The sequence below is a fragment of the Rahnella sp. PD4 genome, from assembly GCF_049199325.1.
GTDB lineage: Bacteria > Pseudomonadota > Gammaproteobacteria > Enterobacterales > Enterobacteriaceae > Rahnella > Rahnella perminowiae.
Window position 1 is genome coordinate 160,843 of sequence record NZ_JBLZQF010000005.1, and the last position, 17,751, is coordinate 178,593.

13 protein-coding genes are annotated in these 17,751 nt (G+C 52.1%); 5 read left to right on the plus strand and 8 right to left on the minus strand.

Features of this window, described 5'->3' with window-relative positions:
* Positions 1 to 86: 86 nt before the first annotated feature.
* A complete protein-coding gene (locus tag ACOZIO_RS14765) occupies positions 87 to 722 on the plus strand; it encodes a carbonic anhydrase (protein ID WP_129953883.1) in 636 nt (211 codons plus the stop codon).
* Between the two features lie 152 nt (positions 723 to 874).
* Complete coding sequence (locus ACOZIO_RS14770; protein ID WP_129953884.1) at positions 875 to 2,002, plus strand: GNAT family N-acetyltransferase; 1,128 nt, start codon at positions 875 to 877, stop codon at positions 2,000 to 2,002.
* 8 nt (positions 2,003 to 2,010) lie between these two features.
* Here ACOZIO_RS14770 and ACOZIO_RS14775 read toward each other — a convergent pair whose 3' ends face one another.
* Together ACOZIO_RS14775 and ACOZIO_RS14780 are read right to left on the minus strand one after the other, a co-directional pair.
* Positions 2,011 to 3,858 (minus strand): ABC transporter ATP-binding protein, encoded by a 1,848-nt coding sequence (locus ACOZIO_RS14775; protein WP_129953885.1) that lies wholly within the window; start codon positions 3,856 to 3,858, stop codon positions 2,011 to 2,013.
* A 103-nt stretch (positions 3,859 to 3,961) separates the two neighbouring features.
* Complete coding sequence (locus ACOZIO_RS14780) at positions 3,962 to 5,461, minus strand: MDR family MFS transporter (protein WP_129991496.1); 1,500 nt, start codon at positions 5,459 to 5,461, stop codon at positions 3,962 to 3,964.
* An 84-nt stretch (positions 5,462 to 5,545) separates the two neighbouring features.
* On the opposite strand from ACOZIO_RS14780, the gene ACOZIO_RS14785 reads away from it, so the two are divergent.
* Together ACOZIO_RS14785 and ACOZIO_RS14790 are read left to right on the plus strand one after the other, a co-directional pair.
* Entirely contained in the window at positions 5,546 to 6,238 is a 693-nt protein-coding gene (locus ACOZIO_RS14785; RefSeq protein ID WP_129991497.1) for a TetR/AcrR family transcriptional regulator, read from the plus strand.
* 132 nt (positions 6,239 to 6,370) lie between these two features.
* Positions 6,371 to 7,585 (plus strand): MFS transporter, encoded by a 1,215-nt coding sequence (locus ACOZIO_RS14790; protein WP_421595449.1) that lies wholly within the window; start codon positions 6,371 to 6,373, stop codon positions 7,583 to 7,585.
* Here ACOZIO_RS14790 and ACOZIO_RS14795 read toward each other — a convergent pair.
* The 4 genes from ACOZIO_RS14795 to ACOZIO_RS14810 all read right to left on the minus strand — a co-directional run bounded on the left by ACOZIO_RS14795 (position 7,557) and on the right by ACOZIO_RS14810 (position 12,764).
* A complete protein-coding gene (locus tag ACOZIO_RS14795) occupies positions 7,557 to 8,309 on the minus strand; it encodes an isocitrate lyase/PEP mutase family protein (RefSeq protein ID WP_129953892.1) in 753 nt (250 codons plus the stop codon). The genes ACOZIO_RS14790 and ACOZIO_RS14795 overlap by 29 nt on opposite strands.
* A gap of 14 nt (positions 8,310 to 8,323) precedes the next feature.
* Positions 8,324 to 9,394 carry a bifunctional transcriptional activator/DNA repair enzyme AdaA gene (locus ACOZIO_RS14800; protein ID WP_235173524.1) on the minus strand — a complete coding sequence of 357 codons (1,071 nt, stop codon included), beginning with the start codon at positions 9,392 to 9,394 and terminating at the stop codon, positions 8,324 to 8,326.
* 124 nt (positions 9,395 to 9,518) lie between these two features.
* Complete coding sequence (gene dcp / locus ACOZIO_RS14805; protein ID WP_421595485.1) at positions 9,519 to 11,576, minus strand: peptidyl-dipeptidase Dcp; 2,058 nt, start codon at positions 11,574 to 11,576, stop codon at positions 9,519 to 9,521.
* A 255-nt stretch (positions 11,577 to 11,831) separates the two neighbouring features.
* Positions 11,832 to 12,764, minus strand: a complete 933-nt coding sequence (locus ACOZIO_RS14810) for a hypothetical protein (protein ID WP_129991499.1) — start codon at positions 12,762 to 12,764, stop codon at positions 11,832 to 11,834.
* 193 nt (positions 12,765 to 12,957) lie between these two features.
* Here ACOZIO_RS14810 and ACOZIO_RS14815 point away from each other — a divergent pair, with 193 nt between their 5' ends.
* On the plus strand, positions 12,958 to 13,614 hold the full coding sequence (locus ACOZIO_RS14815) for a Qnr family pentapeptide repeat protein (protein ID WP_129991500.1): 657 nt from the start codon (positions 12,958 to 12,960) through the stop codon (positions 13,612 to 13,614).
* 30 nt (positions 13,615 to 13,644) lie between these two features.
* Here the strand turns inward: ACOZIO_RS14815 and ACOZIO_RS14820 are convergent, their stop codons facing one another.
* Positions 13,645 to 14,424, minus strand: coding sequence for a M48 family metallopeptidase (locus ACOZIO_RS14820; RefSeq protein ID WP_421595450.1), 780 nt, complete (start codon positions 14,422 to 14,424; stop codon positions 13,645 to 13,647).
* Between the two features lie 7 nt (positions 14,425 to 14,431).
* Positions 14,432 to 17,749 (minus strand): type I restriction endonuclease subunit R, encoded by a 3,318-nt coding sequence (locus ACOZIO_RS14825; RefSeq protein WP_421595451.1) that lies wholly within the window; start codon positions 17,747 to 17,749, stop codon positions 14,432 to 14,434.
* Between the last annotated feature and the right edge of the window lie 2 nt (positions 17,750 to 17,751).

A 17,751-nucleotide genomic window follows, 5' to 3' on the forward strand; every position in this document is an offset into this window, starting at 1 on the left:
TGTAAATAGTGTTGATATTTCGTCTGATTGATCTGGCTTTTTTTTCGTGGCAGACTCACTGGCATTGAAATACATGGAATTCCCCTATGAAAGACGTCATTGAAGGTTTCCTCAGATTCCAGAAAGAAGCGTTTCCGCAACGCTCTAACTTATTCAAAAAACTCGCGTTAAACCAAAATCCTAAAACCTTGTTTATCTCCTGTTCTGACAGCCGGCTAGTGCCGGAATTGGTCACGCAGCGTGAACCGGGCGAACTGTTTGTTATCCGTAATGCCGGTAATATTGTGCCGCCATTCGGGCCGGAACCGGGCGGCGTTTCCGCCACGGTAGAATATGCCGTCATGGCGCTGGGCGTGAAAGATATCGTGATCTGCGGGCACTCCAACTGCGGCGCAATGAGCGCCATTGCGAACTGCACCTGTCTGGATCACATGCCGGCAGTCGCCCACTGGCTGCGTTATTCCGATGCCGCGAAAGCCATCAATGAATCCGTCGAACACGAAAACCCTGAGGCCCGCGTCAACGGTATGGTGCACCAGAACGTCGTTGCCCAGCTCAGTAACCTGCGCACACACCCTTGCGTTGCCGTCGCGCTGGCGAAAGGGGAAATTACCCTGCACGGCTGGGTTTATGATATTGAATCGGGTTCTATCGAAGCTTTCGATGCGAAAAGCGGCGCTTTTATTTCGCTGTCTGATAACCCTGAAGTCAGAGCCAGTTAATTAAAACATCCGGAACATTTGTAAATAATGTTCCGGATGATAAATCATCGACTTAAGTCTTATTATAGTGTTGTCTTCACCTCTGCCGTAATATCCCCCTGCCTGAACGACAGTTAACCGATTTCTCTTTTACGCCACAGCGAGAATAATTGATGTCTGTTATTACGTTAAACCGTCTGGCCAATTGTCCTGCCGCACAGTGGGATGCGCTGGTGCCTGCGCAGCAGCCTTTCCTGAGTCATGCATTTTTATCCGCGCTGGAAGACAGCGGCAGCCTGGGGCCACATTCCGGCTGGCGTCCGCAGCACCTTCTCTGGCAGGAAAACGGCGAAATCTGCGCCGCCATTCCCGGCTACCGCAAGCACCATTCTTATGGCGAATATGTGTTTGATCAGGGCTGGGCAGATGCCTGCCAGCGTTCAGGCATTGCTTATTACCCGAAATGGCTGGGCGCCGTACCCTTCAGCCCGGTGACCGGCGCAAGGTTGCTGGGTGAGGAATCGGCGGTGATCAATCTGTTACAGACATTGCCTGATTATCTGGAAGAGAATGGACTGACCGGTGCGCATATTAATTTTACTGACGAACGCGCCAACCGGCTGATGGGCGATCAGGCGGTCTGGCAGCACCGTCAGGGCCTGCAGTATCACTGGCAAAACCGTGGCTACCGGGATTTTCAGGATTACCTCGACGCGCTGACGTCGCGTAAGCGCAAACAGTTTCGCAAAGAGCGGGAACAGGTGGCGTCACAAGGAATCAATTTTGTCTGGCGGGAAGGTGCGCAGGTCACAGAAGCGCAATGGGATTTCGTCTATGCCTGTTACAGCAATACCTATGCAGTTCGCGGCCAGTCGCCGTATCTGACCCGCACTTTTTTCAGCCTGCTGGCGGAAAGAATGCCGCAGGCTATCCGCGTGGTGTTTGCTCAGCAAAACGGCCGCGACGTGGCGATGGCCTTCAGCTTAATCAGCGGCGATACGTTTTATGGCCGCTACTGGGGATGTGTAGCGGAATTTGACCGGCTCCATTTCGAGACCTGTTTTTATCAGGGAATGGAATATGCGATTGCCAGCGGACTGGCGCGTTTCGACGCGGGGGCACAAGGGGAACACAAGCTGCTGCGCGGTTTTGAACCGGTGATCACCGACTCCTGGCACTATTTACGGCATCCGGGTTTGCGCGATGCCGTGGAGGATTTTCTGGTGGAAGAACGTGCCGCCGTGCAGCGCTGGGCCGATGAAGCCCGTGAAGTGCTGCCCTACCGGCACGACGTCTGTTAAGTGCGGCCTTAATCCATACCGACAAAACCGCCGGTCTGGTGTTGCCATAAGCGCGCATAAAGACCACCGTGCGCCAGCAGCTCGGCGTGATTGCCCGTCTCGACAATCTGTCCTTTTTCCAGCACCACCAGGCGATCCATTTTGGCGATGGTCGATAAGCGGTGTGCAATCGCAATCACCGTTTTGCCGCCCATCAGCGTCTCCAGACTTTCCTGGATTGCCGCTTCCACTTCGGAATCCAGCGCCGACGTGGCTTCATCCATGATCAGGATCGGGGCGTTTTTCAGTAATACACGGGCAATCGCAATACGCTGACGCTGCCCGCCGGAAAGTTTAACGCCGCGTTCGCCGACATGCGCATCCAGCCCGGTTCTGCCCAGTGAATCATAAAGCTGCGGGATAAATTCATCGGCACGCGCCTGACGGATTGCCCGCTGCAACTCTTCTTCCGTCGCGCCCGGCCTGCCATAAAGCAGATTATCGCGGATTGAACGGTGCAACAGTGAGGTGTCCTGCGTGATCATACCGATTTGGGCGCGCAGGCTTTCCTGAGTGACCTCCGCAATATTCTGCTGATCAATCAAAATACGGCCACCGTCGATGTCATAAAGACGCAACAGCAGATTGACCAGTGTGGATTTCCCCGCGCCGGACGGTCCGATCAGACCGATCTTCTCGCCGGGGCGAATCGCCAGATCCAGATTCGGGATCACCCGGCCACCTTTGCCGTCATTCTCTTTTCCATAGTTAAATTCAATATGATCGAAATGGATCGCACCCTGATCCACTTTCAGCGCTTTCGCCTGCGGAATATCCGTTACCGTCAGCGGCCGCGCAATGGTGTGCAGGCCATCCTGTACCATGCCGATATTTTCAAAAATACCGTTCACCACCCACATGATCCAACCGGACATATTCACGATACGAATAACCAGACCCGTCGCCAGCGCGATAGCCCCGACGCTTATCAGCGACTGCGTCCACAACCACAGAGCCAGACCGGTGGTGCTGACAATCAGCAACCCGTTCAGCGTGGTGATCGACACATCCATCCCCGTGACCAGGCGCCCTGCCAGCTGGGTTTTCTCGGTCTGTTCAGTGATCGCTTCGCGCGCGTATTTCTGTTCAAGATCCGTATGGGCGAACAGTTTAAGCGTTGTGATATTGGTGTAACCGTCAACGATACAACCCATCAGCTTTGAACGCGCTTCCGATGATTGCACCGAGCGTTGTTTCACGCGCGGCACGAAATAACGCAGACAGATACCGTAGCCAAAAATCCAGATAATCAGCGGGATCATCAGCCGCCAGTCCGCCTCGGCAAACAGGAATAACGCACTGGCGGCATAAATGACCACATGCCAGATGGCGTCCACCGCCTGCACCGCCGAATCGCGCAGCGAGTTACCGGTCTGCATAATGCGCTGGGCAATGCGTCCGGCGAAATCGCTCTGGAAAAAGTTCAGGCTCTGTTTGAGGACATACTTGTGGTTCTGCCAGCGGATCATGCTGGTCATGCCCGGACTGATGGTCTGGTGAACCAGCAAATCATGCAGCCCGATAAATACCGGCCGCAGGATCATCGCGACCGCCGCCATCCAGAGAAGCTCGCCCCTATGGTCGGTGAAAAAACTGCCCGGCGGGGTGTCCTTGGTCAGGTCGATAATCTGGCTGAGATAGCTGAACAGCGAGACTTCGATCAGCGCACCGATCAGCCCCACCACCAGTAAAATAGCGAAACTCGGCCAGACCTGGCGCAGATAATAAACATAGAAAGGCAGTACCTGATCCGGCGGCTCAACGGCCGGTGCCTCACGGAAGATGTCGATCATTCGCTCGAAACGGCGAAACAGCATAGCGGATCCCCTTTATGATATCCCTGTCGGCGTTGCTGGTTTCCATGCCATTTCAACGCCGTAAAGGGCAAAGCTTAGTGCAAATCACGGGGAGTATGGCCGGTTATTTCTTCAGCACAGCATCTTTTTGTAACAGCGACAGGACAAACGCCAGCACCATCACGCACGCGGCTATCAGATACACCGAGTGCAGCGCCGAGCCAAAGGCCTGCAAATAATCAGCACGGATGGCGGCCGGTAATTCCTGCACCGCCTGCGCACCCAGCGAGCGCGGAAGCACCGTGCCTTCGGGGATCAATGCCCCCAGCTGATCACGCAGCACATGGGTAAAAATCGCACCAAACATTGCCACGCCGATGGAACCACCGATAGAACGGAACAGCGTCACCCCGGATGTTGCCACCCCCATCTGCTTCATCGACACCGCATTTTGCACCGCCAGCACCAGCACCTGCATCACCATGCCCAGCCCGAGACCGAGCACACCGATATAGAGATACAACATATGCACCGGTGTGCTGACTTTCAGAAAGCCCAGCAACACCATGCCGGCAAAACTCAGCAACGTCCCGATAATCGGGAAGATGCGGTAGCGCCCGATGCGGCTAATCAGACGTCCGCTGATAACCGAGCTGACCAGCAGCGCGGCCATCAGCGGCAACAGTTGCATCCCGGCTTGTGACGGCGACGAGCCTTTCACCACCTGCAAATACAGCGGCAGAAAGGTCATCGACCCCATCAGAGACATACCGATAATAAAGCTTATTGCACAACTCAGCAGGAACGTACGGTCACGGAACAGGCCCAGCGGAATAATCGGCTCTGCCGCCAGCGTCTCTTCATAAATGAAGCCACCGAGGGTCACAATACCGAACGCCAGAATGCACCACAGCTGAGGATCTGACCACTGATACACCGTGCCCCCTTCGCTGGTGAACAAAATAATGCAGGTCAGCGCCGCCGCGAGATAACCCGCACCGAGAAAATCAATTTCATGGCGGATACGCGCGGTCTGCGATTTCAGGGCCACACCAATCACCAGCAGGGCGAAGATCCCCAGCGGCAGATTGATATAGAAAATCCAGCGCCATGAAATATGCTCAACCAGAAAACCGCCAATCAGCGGCCCGATAACTGTCGCAAGGCCAAATACACCGCCGAATAACCCCTGATATTTACCGCGCTCTGCAGGCGGAATCACATCACCGACCGCAGCCATACTGACCACCATCAGCCCGCCGCCGCCCAGCCCCTGTAAAGCACGCATCAGGATCAGCTGAGTCATGTTCTGCGCCAGTCCGCACAATACGGAACCGAGCAAAAACACGATAATCGCCGTTTGCAGCACAATTTTGCGGCCGAGCAGATCACCAAACTTACCGTACAGCGGCACCACAATCGTGGAGGCCAGCAGATATGAGGTCACCACCCACGAGAGCTGTTCCATCCCGCCGAGTTCACTGACGATGGTCGGCAGCGCGGTGGAGACTATGGTCTGGTCAAGTGCGGCCAGCAACATCACCAGCATCAGCGCAGAGAACAGCAGCTTTATCGAAGGCTTCTGTTGCACTACCTCGCCTGGTGCCGAATTTATTGTCGTCATGAATGAGATCCTGACTTGTAATTAATTAACGATATAATTAATATTGAAGCATCAAACTCATCTGGTCAATGGATCATCTTTCTTATGGCAGACAGAAAAATCTCAGAAACGCCAGGATCTGCCCAAAAAGATCCCACGGCAGCCGCGCGTCGTCCGGGTCGTCCCCGCAGTGGCAAAAAAGGCGCAGACAAGCGTGAACTGCTGCTGGACGCCGCCCTGAAACTGTTTGCCCAATACGGCATCGCCGAAACACCGCTGAGCATGATCGCCAAAGAAGCTGGCGTCACTACCGCCATGCTGCATTACTATTTCAAGACCCGTGAACAGTTGCTGGACGTGATGATCGACGAACGTTTTCAGCCGGTGCGTGCCGGATTTACGGACATTTTCGAAACGCATGCCGATGACCCGCTGATGGCGATCACCAACATGGCGCAATGCATGATTGATGCGGCAGAAAAATACCCGTGGGTAGCACCGCTGTGGGTACGCGAAGTCATCAGCGAAAGCGGTATGCTGAAAAAACGCATGGAAGAACGTAACGGCGATAAAAACCGGAAAATCGTACAGGAGTGCATTATCCGCTGGCAGGCAGAAGGACGGCTAAACCCGGATCTTAATCCGGCATTGTTGTTCATTTCCCTGTTCGGCCTGACGCTGTTCCCGATGGCCTCAATGAAAATGAGACAGGGAGGCGTATCGCCCATTTCCCCCGACATGTTGCGTAAACACGTCACCCTTTTGCTGTTCCACGGCGTTGCACCGCAGAAGCCGTAAGCCGGATCACGATAAGCGCGGGTCAAGCCGCGCAACTCTCTTAATTCCCTCTTTTTTGTAATGAAAAAAACTGTGCAGACTGTTTTATGATGTAAATAAAATGTTGCTGTTAATCAGGGAATACCGTTCAACATGAAGGGAATGCCACCGTTAATTCTTGCTTTGCTCGCCAGTTCGTTAGTACTCACTATCGGGCGTGGTGTCACGCTGCCGTTTATTACTATTTATCTGACCGGGCACTATCATCTGCTGCCCAAAAGCGTCGGAATTATTCTCGGTGCCAGTCTGGCGATAGGTATTCTCAGCAGTCTTTACGGTGGCTATCTGGTGGATAAGTTCAATCACCGGACGCTGATTACCGCCTCAGTCAGCCTGTTCGGGCTGAGTTTTTTGCTGTTGCCGTTTCTGCCGGATGTGACCGGCGTACTGCTGGTTCTGGCATTGCTGAATGCCTCTTACGCCCTGCTCAGCATTACGCTCAAAGCCTGTATCGCCAGCTGGCTACCGGTGGAAAAGCGGGTGAAGGCCTTCTCAATGAACTATACGCTGGTGAACGTCGGCTGGGCTGTGGGCTCATCGCTGGGTGTCTGGCTGGCGGGTTTCAGCCCGATGCTGCCGTTTGTGATTTCCGGCATGCTGGCACTGGGTACTGTGTTGTCCCTGACGTGGGGGCTACGTAATATTCCCCATAAACCGCCACAAGCAGAACAGGAACAGCAACCCCTGCCGAAACCCAACCTTCGCCAGACACTGAGCATTCTGGCTCATGACCGTCGCCTGATTTACTTCACACTGGGCAGCACACTGGGTTCGGTGGTGTTCGGGCAATTCGCCGGTTACCTCTCGCAGTATCTGATTCTGGTGACCAGTGCGGCCTTCGCCTATAAAATTATCGGCGCGGTGATGATCACCAACGCCGTGATTGTTATCGTCTTCCAGTACGTATTAAGCAGCAGGATGAAACAAAACAGTCTGCTGAAATGGCTGCTTCTCGGTACTCTGTTCTTCATCATCGGTCTGACCGGCTTTATGACTGCCGGACAATCGGTGTTGTTCTGGGTGGTCGCAATGGCGATTTTCAGTTTTGGCGAACTGATTGTTATCCCGGTGGAATACATGTTTATCGACTTTATCGCGCCGGAAAACTTGAAAGGCAGCTATTACGGCATGCAGAACCTGAGCAATCTGGGTGGCGCGATAAATCCGGTCATGTGCGGTTTGCTGCTCAGTTACGCCGCCCCGCCGGTGATGTTTATCGCGCTGATCGCCGCCTCCGCTGGCGGGCTGATATTCTTCTGGATGGGGCACAGGCTGGCGGCTAATACAACGCGCGCGCCTGCTGTTTGAGGTTCTCCATCAGCCCGATATAAGGGTGCGGGCCATAGCTTATCCGGCTGACACCCGCCGCCGTGAGATCAGCCAGCGGCGGGGTCAGGTTGCTGGTCATAATATTCACCGGCAGCGCTGATACCTCACAGAGTTCGGCAATCAGTGTCAGATCGCTCAAACCGGGAGCAAAAAAACCGCTGGCACCCGCATCCTGATAAGCGCTCAGCCGCTTTTTGGCTTCGGCCATCAGTGCAGGATGCCGTGACTGATCACTTTCCTGTAAAAAAATATCGGTTCGTGCGTTGATAAACAAAGCAATTCCCTGAGTTTCCGCCACCTGACGCAGTGAGCTCAGCATCCCGCATTGTTCACGGATGCCGTTCAGTGCGGATAATCCCATTCGCTGATCTTCAACATTAATGCCCACCACACCGGCCTGCAAAAGTGCGCTCAGATTATCGCGACGGTCAGCACCATAACCCGTTTCGAAATCCACCGTGAGCGGCAGACTGACAACACAGGCAATACGTTGCACCGTCTGCAACAAACGGGCGAAAGGCATGGCTTCGCCATCCTGATAGCCCTGCGCTGCCGCACACGACCAACTGCCGGTCGCGATGGCTTTTGCCCCCGCCTGTTCCACAGCCAGCGCACTTCCCGCATCCCAGATGTTGTATAAAATGACCGGATTGTTTTTGCGGTGAAGCTGTGAAAATGCCAATGCCTGACGTTGCTGACTCATACTCTGCTCCTCATTTAGCGGCTCAGCGCCATTCTTCTTTCGTGTTCAATCAGCCACCGCTTTCGCCATAGTCCGCCGCCATAACCGGTCAGCGAACCGTCGGCACCCATCACGCGATGACAAGGGATCAGAATTGAAATTTGGTTAGCGCCGTTAGCCCGGGCGACTGCGCGGCAAGCCGTTGCCTGCCCGATATCGGCAGCCAGCGCGGAATAACTGCGTAACTCACCTGCCGGAATGGCTTTGAGCGCATCCCAGACTTTGCGGGTAAACAACGAGCCGAACTCCGCCAGCGGCGTGACGAATGTGTATTTTTCGCCTGCGAAATACGCCTTCAGTTCGTCTTCAACCTGATCAATTAGCGGATTACGGCCAAAAATGATTTCAGATGACGTCAGCTGTTTCAGCCGCTCGATTTCATTGGGCAATGCCGGACGATCAATAAACTCCAGCAGATACAGCGCATCCCCGCTGGCAATCGCCAGCATGGAACCGATCGGCGTATCCAGCCAGTCAGCTTTCAGAAACTGATGCTTTCTGGCCTGGCTGGGATTCAGCCCGATTTGCCGGCTTATCGCCGCACGGAATCCGCTCCCGGATTCAAAACTGGCATCCAGCTGGGCGTCAATGACCGGCTCACCGCCGGCCAGCGCATCGACACCTTTGCCGATCCTGCGCAAGCGCGCCATTTCCAGAAAAGTGATGCCAAACTGTCGTTTAAAGGCCCGGCGGACAGTGGAAGGATCAACGTTCATTGCCTGAACATCCCCTTCACTCCACTTTCTTTCCGGTTCTTTCTCGAGTGCAGCAAGCAATTTCAGCACCAGCGGGTCTTTTTCTCCGCCCTGCATCAGCGGCCTGCAGCGTTTACAGGGACGAAATCCTGCTTCCATCGCGCTGACCATCGACGGGTAAAATACCGAGTTCTCACGTTTAGGCTTTCGTGCCGGACAAGTCAGACGGCAGAAAATACCGGTGCTTTTAACGCCGACAAAAGCAAAGCCGTCATAGGCCGGATCACGGGCAATCAGCGCAGCATAAAGCACATTATCGTCAGGCAAATCGAAAAGCATGATTTCACTCACAGGCGGGATACATGAGGAAAAGCATAGGGGAATTTCAGCAGAGGAAGCGACGTTTTTCGGGCGTTGATTTAAATATTTATGACAAGATAAACCATGCCCGGCCTGATACCGGGCATGGCCATGTTTACTCCTCCAGCCCGCGATTTTTCAGCATCGGTTCAATCGACGGCGCTTTGCCACGCCAGGTTTCGTAGAGTTTTTCCAGGTCTTCGCTGTTGCCGCGTGAGAGGATCTGATCACGGAATTTCTGACCATTCTCCCGCGTCAGTCCCCCCTGTTCGGTGATACCCGCAAAGGCATCATCGGCCAGCATTTCGGTCCACAGATAGGCGTAATATCCCGCCGCATAACCGTTACCCCAGATATGCTGGAAATAGCTGGAACGGTAGCGCGGTGGCACATACGCCAGATTCACCTTGTCTTTCGCCAGCGAATCCGCTTCAAACTTATCAACATCCTGCTGCGGTGCGTCCGCGCTCAGGCTGTGCCAGTGCATATCCAGCAGCGCGGCCGCCAGAAGCTCGGTCATGTCATAACCTTTGTTGAACTTACTGGCTTTCTCGATTTTGTCCTGCAAGGCCTGCGGCATCACCTGGCCGGTCTGATAATGTTTGGCGAAGTGAGTAAATACTTTCGGATCACTCGCCCAGTGCTCGTTAAACTGCGACGGGAATTCGACAAAATCACGCGGCGTCGCCGTGCCGGAAAGGCCCGGATATTCCTGATCGGCAAACAGGCCATGCAGCGTGTGGCCAAACTCGTGGAACACCGTGATCACGTCATCCCATGACAGCAATGCCGGTTGTCCCGCAGCCGGTTTCTGGAAATTCGCCACGTTATATATCACGGGCTTGTTACCCAGCAGTTTCGACTGATCGACGTAATTACTCATCCATGCGCCGCCACCTTTATTATCGCGCTGATAGTAATCGGCGTAGAACAACGCCATCGATTTGCCATCCTTATCGAATACCTCAAAAACCCGCACGTCAGGGTTATATACCGGCAGGTCTTTGCGTTCTTTAAAGCTAATGCCATACAGCAGGTTAGCGGCATAAAACACACCGTTTTCCAGTACATTATTCAGCTCGAAATACGGTTTGATCTGCGCGTCGTCCAGATCGTATTTTTCCTTACGAACCTGCTGTGCGTAATGCTGCCAGTCCCAGGCAGCCATTTTGAAGCCGCCGTTCTGTTTATCGATTTCCGCCTGGATATCGGCGGCCTCACGCTGCGCACGGGCGGTCGCTGCCGGCACAATCTTATGCATAAAATCCAGTGCAGCCTGAGGCGTTTTCGCCATCTGGTCTTCCAGCTTCCACGCCGCATAGCTCGGGAAGCCCAGCACCCGGGCCTGCTCCGCACGCACTTTTGCCAGCTTCGCAATCAGTTCACGGGTGTCATTCGCATCGCCTTTTTCAGCACGATTGACGGAGGCTTCATACAACGCTTTACGCGTTTCACGATTATCCAGCGACTGCAATAACGGCTGCTGGGTGGTATTTTGCAGCACCAGAAGCCAGGCGTTATCCAGCTTGCGGTCTTTGGCGGCCTGCGCGGCAGCCGATAATTCGGCATCGCTCAGCCCGGCCAGCTGCGCTTTGTCTTTCACCGTCAGCCCGCCTGCTTTGGTCGCGGCCAGCAATTTGTTGGTGAACTGTGTGCTGAGTGTCGCGGCCTGCTGGTTCAGCGCCTTAAGTTTATCTTTATCCGCATCAGAAAGATTAGCGCCTGCCAGTTCGAAATCCTTAAAGGTCACCTCAATCAGACGCTGTGATTCAGGAGAAATTTTCAGACTGCTGCGCTGGTCATAGACAGCTTTCAACCGGGCAAAAAGCTTGCTGTTAAGATGGATGCTGTCATCCATTGCCGCCAGTTTTGGCGAAGTCTCTTCATCAATTTTTTGCAGCGTGTCGTTGGTGTTCGCACCGGTCATCGCACCAAAAACATTCAGCACGCGCCCGAGCATAACGCCGGATTTTTCCAGCGCTACGTAGGTATTTTCAAAGGTTGGTGGGGCAGTATCACTGGCGATTTTATCGACTTCAGCGAGTTTCTGCCGGATACCTTCGAGGATCGCCGGTTCGTAATCGCTGTCTTTATAGAGATTAAATTGTGGCGCCTGATATTCCAGCGGGCTGGGCTTCAGAAACGGATTATCGGCACTGATGGTGTTTTTCATGACGTGCTCCTGCGTTGATACCGGTGCAGATGGGGATTGTTCAGCGGACGCGTATTGGCCGTATGCCAGAGTAATAGCCAGAAAAAGAGGAGAAAGACGCATAGGGGATTTTCCTTTACCTGAGTTCCTTTAAGTCTTTGAGCATAGTAACAGGCAGGGGATTGGGCAAAATTAAGGGGGAGAAATTTACAGATAACCTTATGTTGCCCAATAAGAATGTACTTTATTCCCCCCGCCTCAGCCGGCAGCAGACGATCAGTCTTCAGCCCCTGAGTCGTCGGATCCGGAACTTAAATAATCGAGATCAGAGTCTTCATCAATCCCGCTTGAACTTAAGCTCCTGACTTGTGGCTTGTAATACTCATTGTTTATCGTGTATTGCTCAGATTGGATACCCACCATTTTCGGAACGCGAATTTCCGGCCGGTAAAAACTGTTAACGACGTTAGAAAGCTGGGCATCACTTCTGGCAGAAAGGATAATTTCCTGGTCAGCTGGCGGCAAAGTTCTGTTAGTGAGAATAATAGAATAAGCCAGCCCCAAAACAGAGAACATTTTCCCGTTAAAAATTATCGAAAGGCGGTTAAACTCACGGGCTTCTAATAATCTGATCGCTTCCCTGCTCAGAGCCGGAATATGACACCTCGGCTTCACCAGAGCCACCTGGTCAGTTAAAACCAGCGACGAATTCCGAAAAACAGGATGAGAATAGGCTATTTTATAAAAAATACTGCCAAAGCGACTTGAAGATTTCAGTAAGGGTAATCCAACTTCTAAAGAAAAAAACACATAGCCATCATTTCCCAACATGGAAATATCGATAGGCTGAGTGTTGCTGTTATTAAACCTGATCCCCTTGCCCGTTAGTTCCTTCCTGGAATATAAAATCAGATCACCCGCCTTATTAACCACATCGGGGGAATTTGTACAGTGAACGGCATAGAAAGAGGACTGTGTAAGTACATTGAAAAAAATCTGCTCCTGAACGGTCAGTTTCCCCAGAGCAATACGTAATTCGTGGTAATTATGCAAGGAATAGCCATCGAGTGTTTTGTTACCTGACTTCCATAAAATGCCATTGCGCATCATGCTCTCACTCGTCTGAGAAGACCATCGGTTGCGTATATTATGTAAGAGCTTTTTGCCTGCGGCATTCTGAGTGAGAATTTTATTATCCGGCGTAAGCATATATTAACACTCCATGTTAAACAGAAAATAATAAACACTTTAAAATAAAAAAATATAATTAACCACTTATATAATCATTAACCACGCCGAAAATTCTATAGTAAACCTGAGCACAGCCGGAAAAATTATTATACGGAACTGAGTATTTCTGATAAATTATTCATAAACGAAATAAGAACTATAGGGATTGATAATGTTCACCAATCAACTATTTACTGACCAGCGTTTTAGCATGAAGCAATTTACCGGCGAAACGCTGGAGAACTGCCGTTTTTATCGCTGCCGTTTTGACAGCACCGATCTGTCGGAAACAGCGTTTGTCGATTGTCTGTTTTACGATGATGAAGAGCAAAAAGGCTGCTCTTTCCAGCATGCCAAATTGCAGGATGCCAGCTTCAAACGCTGTGATCTGACGATGGCTGATTTCAAAAACATTCAGGCTTTAGGCTGTGAAATCCGCGAATGCAAAGCTACCGGCGCAGATTTCAGCGGCGCGAGTTTTATGAATATGATCACTTCACGTACCTGGTTTTGCAGCGCGTTCATGACCAAAAATAACTTCAGCTACGCCAACTTCAGCAAAGTCATCCTGGAGAAATGCGAACTGTGGGAAAACCGCTGGACGGGCGCAAATGTGCAGGGCGCAAACTTCAGTGGCTCCGACCTTTCCGGTGGCGAATTCACCGAATTCGACTGGAACAATGTCAACATCACCCATTGCGACCTGACGAACTCCGATCTGGGCGAGCTGAACATCCGTAAGGTCGATCTGGATGGCGTGAAAATCGATGACTGGCAGCAGAGTCATCTGCTGGAGAAGTTGGGGATGATTGTGGTCTTTTCAAAGTGAGAGTATTCGAAATAAATATTGTTGACCGCGTTACGCCCGATGGCTGCCATTCAATAACGCCGCCGCCATGCCATCCAGATGCGTTTTTACCTTCTCCCAGTGCGGCATCACCTGTTTCATCAGGCGGTAAAACTGCTCGCTATGGTTGTGTTCTGCCAGGTGGCACAATTCATGCAAAATTACGTAATCAATGCTTTCCCGTGGCGCTTTGACCAGATGGGGATTCAGGGTAATACGTCCCTGAGGAGAACAACTGCCCCATTGTGTTTGCATGGTTTGTACGCGCAAAGGTGGCCGCTCACTGACCCATAATGCCTGCACCAGCATCTCTTCCAGCCTTCGGGCGAACACCTCTTTGGCGCGGTCTTTATACCATTCATTAAGCAAAACGCGGATACGCTCCGGGTTTCTTTCCCGCACCGTAATTTCGAGCTTACCGCGCAGCATTTTGACCCGTGGCTTTTCTTCCGGCTCCACCAGAATTTTCAGCATGTATTGTTTGCCGAGATAATAATGGCTTTCACCGCTGATATATTGCCTTTCGGTCAGATGCTCCTGCTGGGCACGGAATTCGCGAAGTTGCTGCCAGATCCAGCGCCCGCGTTTTTTAACCGCACCGAGAACTTCTTCGTCGGAACTGTTTTCCGGTGCAGCCACCTGCACCCGGCAATCCGGATGCACCTTGATCAGTACCTTACTTTTCTGGCTGCACCGGCTGCTGATTTCAAAACAAATGCGCTCATCGCCATAGTGAAAGCACTGATCAGGCGAATATTTACGTGGCCGGGGGATCGCAATTCTTACGCTCATATTTGCCTTATATACCAGACAAGCCAACGCGGGTGATTTGTACCACGCTTTCGATAATTTTATTGACCTGGTGGATACCTGCACCAACGTCTTTACATTCCTGGAACAGTCTCGGTAAAAGGCTGGTCCGGATAGCCGCCTCAATATTTTGGGTATTAATGGAATTCTCAGTCACGGCACGTCCGACGGCCTGATCAATCACAAAAGCTAAACCGACCCATTTCTTCTCAACCTGTTTATCTGCGATATCAAAAACCTGAGGCAAGGTTTTTTTAAACACACCAAAATAGGCCTGCGCATGTTTATTGCTGCCGAACGCGTCAGGGATTTCCTGTAAGCGGCGGTTTTCTACGTCCTGCATAAATTCGGTGTACAACAGATATTGCTTTAAAGGATGTTCGAACTGTTTTTCCGCTTCGGCGATAGTTTTCAGCAACAGAGCAGAAAATGCTTCCTGCGCATAAGGATCATCATGCAGTTCCTGTTCAATCATTTTGGTAACACGGGTTTTGATGATGTCGGTTTCGTTTCGGGTTTTATCTTCAGTCCAGGTAGCATCCGGCGTTTTGACTTTTTGTCGGCCCATTTTTGATACGGCGTATACCGCCTCAGGCTCCCTGATTTGAACGCCGACGACATGCTTATCCAGCAGCTTTTTCACCTGATCGGCATATTCATCGTAATCGACTGTCTCACCCGCATCTTCTTTAATCTGCAGGCGTAATTGCGAAAGTTGCCTGACCGTATCTTTGTAGTGTCGCCTGTCGGCATCGGTAAAATCATTGTCTTCGAAGAATGTGGCTGACTGCAACGCCACTTTCAGGCAACTGGCAAACGCGCTGAGGGCCTCATAGAAATCTTCGCGTGGCTTCAGATGGATATCGACAAACTCGCCATTGCGCTGTTCCATTTTAGGCACCAACGCCTGACGCAATTGCTCAGAATCGCTTGTATTGACTACGCCATCAAATATCGACCACAGCGTTTGATACAATAACGGCAGGCGTTTATATTCGCTGCTCATCTGATGATACAAGCCGTCGATGTCATTAATGTCATAACCGCCCTGCGTACGCGAGGCGAGATCCTGATACAGGGCAATGGTGGTATCCAGCTCCGACAGCACACCCCGATAGTCGATCAGCAACCCTTCTTTTTTCTTATCGTGAAGCCGGTTGACACGGGCAATGGCCTGGATCAGGTTATGTCCTTTGAGGGATTTATCGATATACAACACGGCATTTTTCGGCTCATCAAAACCGGTGAGTAATTTATCCACCACGATCAGCAACTTCAGGTTTTCATCTTTCTCAAAACGGGCGATCAGTTCCTGCGTATATTTCCGCTCATCCTTGCTGCCGACGTTATCCTTCCACCATTTTGAGACTTCGGGCAGTGTGGCTTCGTCAATGTCAGTGTTGCCCTCGCGGGTATCCGGTGGGCTCATGACCACGGCAGATTCAAATAAACTGGCTTCATCGAGGTACTTTTTGTATTTGATGGCCGAGAGCTTGCTGTCACAGGCCAGTTGTCCCTTCAGCCCTTCCGTGATGTGTTTGCTGAAATGATTCGCGACATCCAGCGCAATCAGATGAATGCGGTCATCAGAGCTTTGCACCGCCCCTTTACGGGAATATTTGCGTTTCAGGTCGGCGCGTTGCGCTTCACTCAATCCCAGCGTGATACGGTCAAACCAGCTGTCGACGGCTTTTTCATTCACATTCAGCTCGGGCTGGCGCTCCTCGTAAAGCAAAGGCGTCACGGCTTTGTCTTCCACCGCGCGTTGCATGGTGTAGGCGTGAACAATCGGACCGAACTTTTTGGTGGTTTTATCTTGCTTAAGCAATGGCGTACCGGTAAACGCCACGAAGGCGGCCTTCGGTAACGCCAGCGTCATACGGATATGGTTTTCGCCGCCCTGACTGCGGTGGCCTTCGTCGATCAGCACCACAATATTCGGATCGTCGTTAAAACACTCCGGCATTTCCGTCGCGGAAGTAAATTTCTGGATCAGAGAAAAGATAATCCGCTCTTTGCCTTTACCTATTTGCTCTGCAAGACGTGCGCCGGAGGTCGCCATCGCATTGCGAAAATCATGTTTACCGGCGAGCTGACCGCCCGATACAAAATTGTTGCTCAGCTGGCTTTGCAGATCCACACGGTCAGTGACGATGATAAAGCGGCAGGCTTTCAGCGACTCATCCAACAACAAGGCTTTGCTGAACAACACCATCGTCAGTGATTTACCGGATCCCGTCGTATGCCAGATAACGCCACCCTGACGCCCGCCCTGCGCATTTTTGAGTTTGATGCGTTCCGTCAGTCGTTTGATACCAAACACCTGCTGGTAACGGGCAATCACACGACCCATCTTTTTATCAAACAGCGTATACAGCCGGACCATATCCAGTAAACGCGCCGGTAACAGCAGGCTTACCAGCATCTGATCCTGACCAGTGACAGCCAGCTGACCGCCTGCAATCAGGTTCTGATACCAGCTTAAATCTGCCGCTTTACGGTGGCTGAACAGGCCGGATACCTGCGATGTACTGAGCTTTTTATTCTTCACCGCCAGCATATCAGCATCAGTGATATCTTCTTCCCGCCAGCCGCCCCAGAATTTAAGCGGTGTCCCGCAGGTGGCGTAGCGCCCGTCGTTGCCGTTAACAGAAAGCAAAATCTGGCTATACACAAACAGATGCGGGATTTCGTCATGCATCTGGTTACGCAGGTTTTGGGAAATACCTTCTTCGAGGGTCGGGCCTTTTTTGCCCTGACTGACCGGGCGTTTGGCCTCAATCACCACCATCGGAATGCCATTCACAAAACCGACGATATCCGGTTTACGGTAATCCTGATGCGATGAACCTATGCCTGCGGTGCGGGTGACACGAAATTCTTCGGTAACCAGAAAACGGTTGCTGGCGATATTATTCCAGTCCACCAGTTCAATGGTCTGGCTGGTTTTGCGCCCGTCAACAAACTCGGTGACGGTAATGCCATACACCAGATGGTTATGCATGCGCTGGTTGGCCTGCATTAATCCTTCGTTGAGCGCCGGGCTGCACACCTCGCTGATGATGTTTTCGATAGATTTTTCAGAAAGCGGATGCTCTTTGCCCGCATAATGGAAACGACGGGTTTCCAGCACCCGGCGCAACTCCCCGCGCAATACCACCTGATCCGGTTTGCCATCGCGGGCATCCATCGCCTGTTGCGGAGAAAGAAAATGCCAGCCCATGTTGGTCATCAGCGTCAGCGCGGGTAATTTAGCGATGTATTCTTCTTCAAACTTCGGCAGAGATTGCAGCTCGGGTTGCGACATCC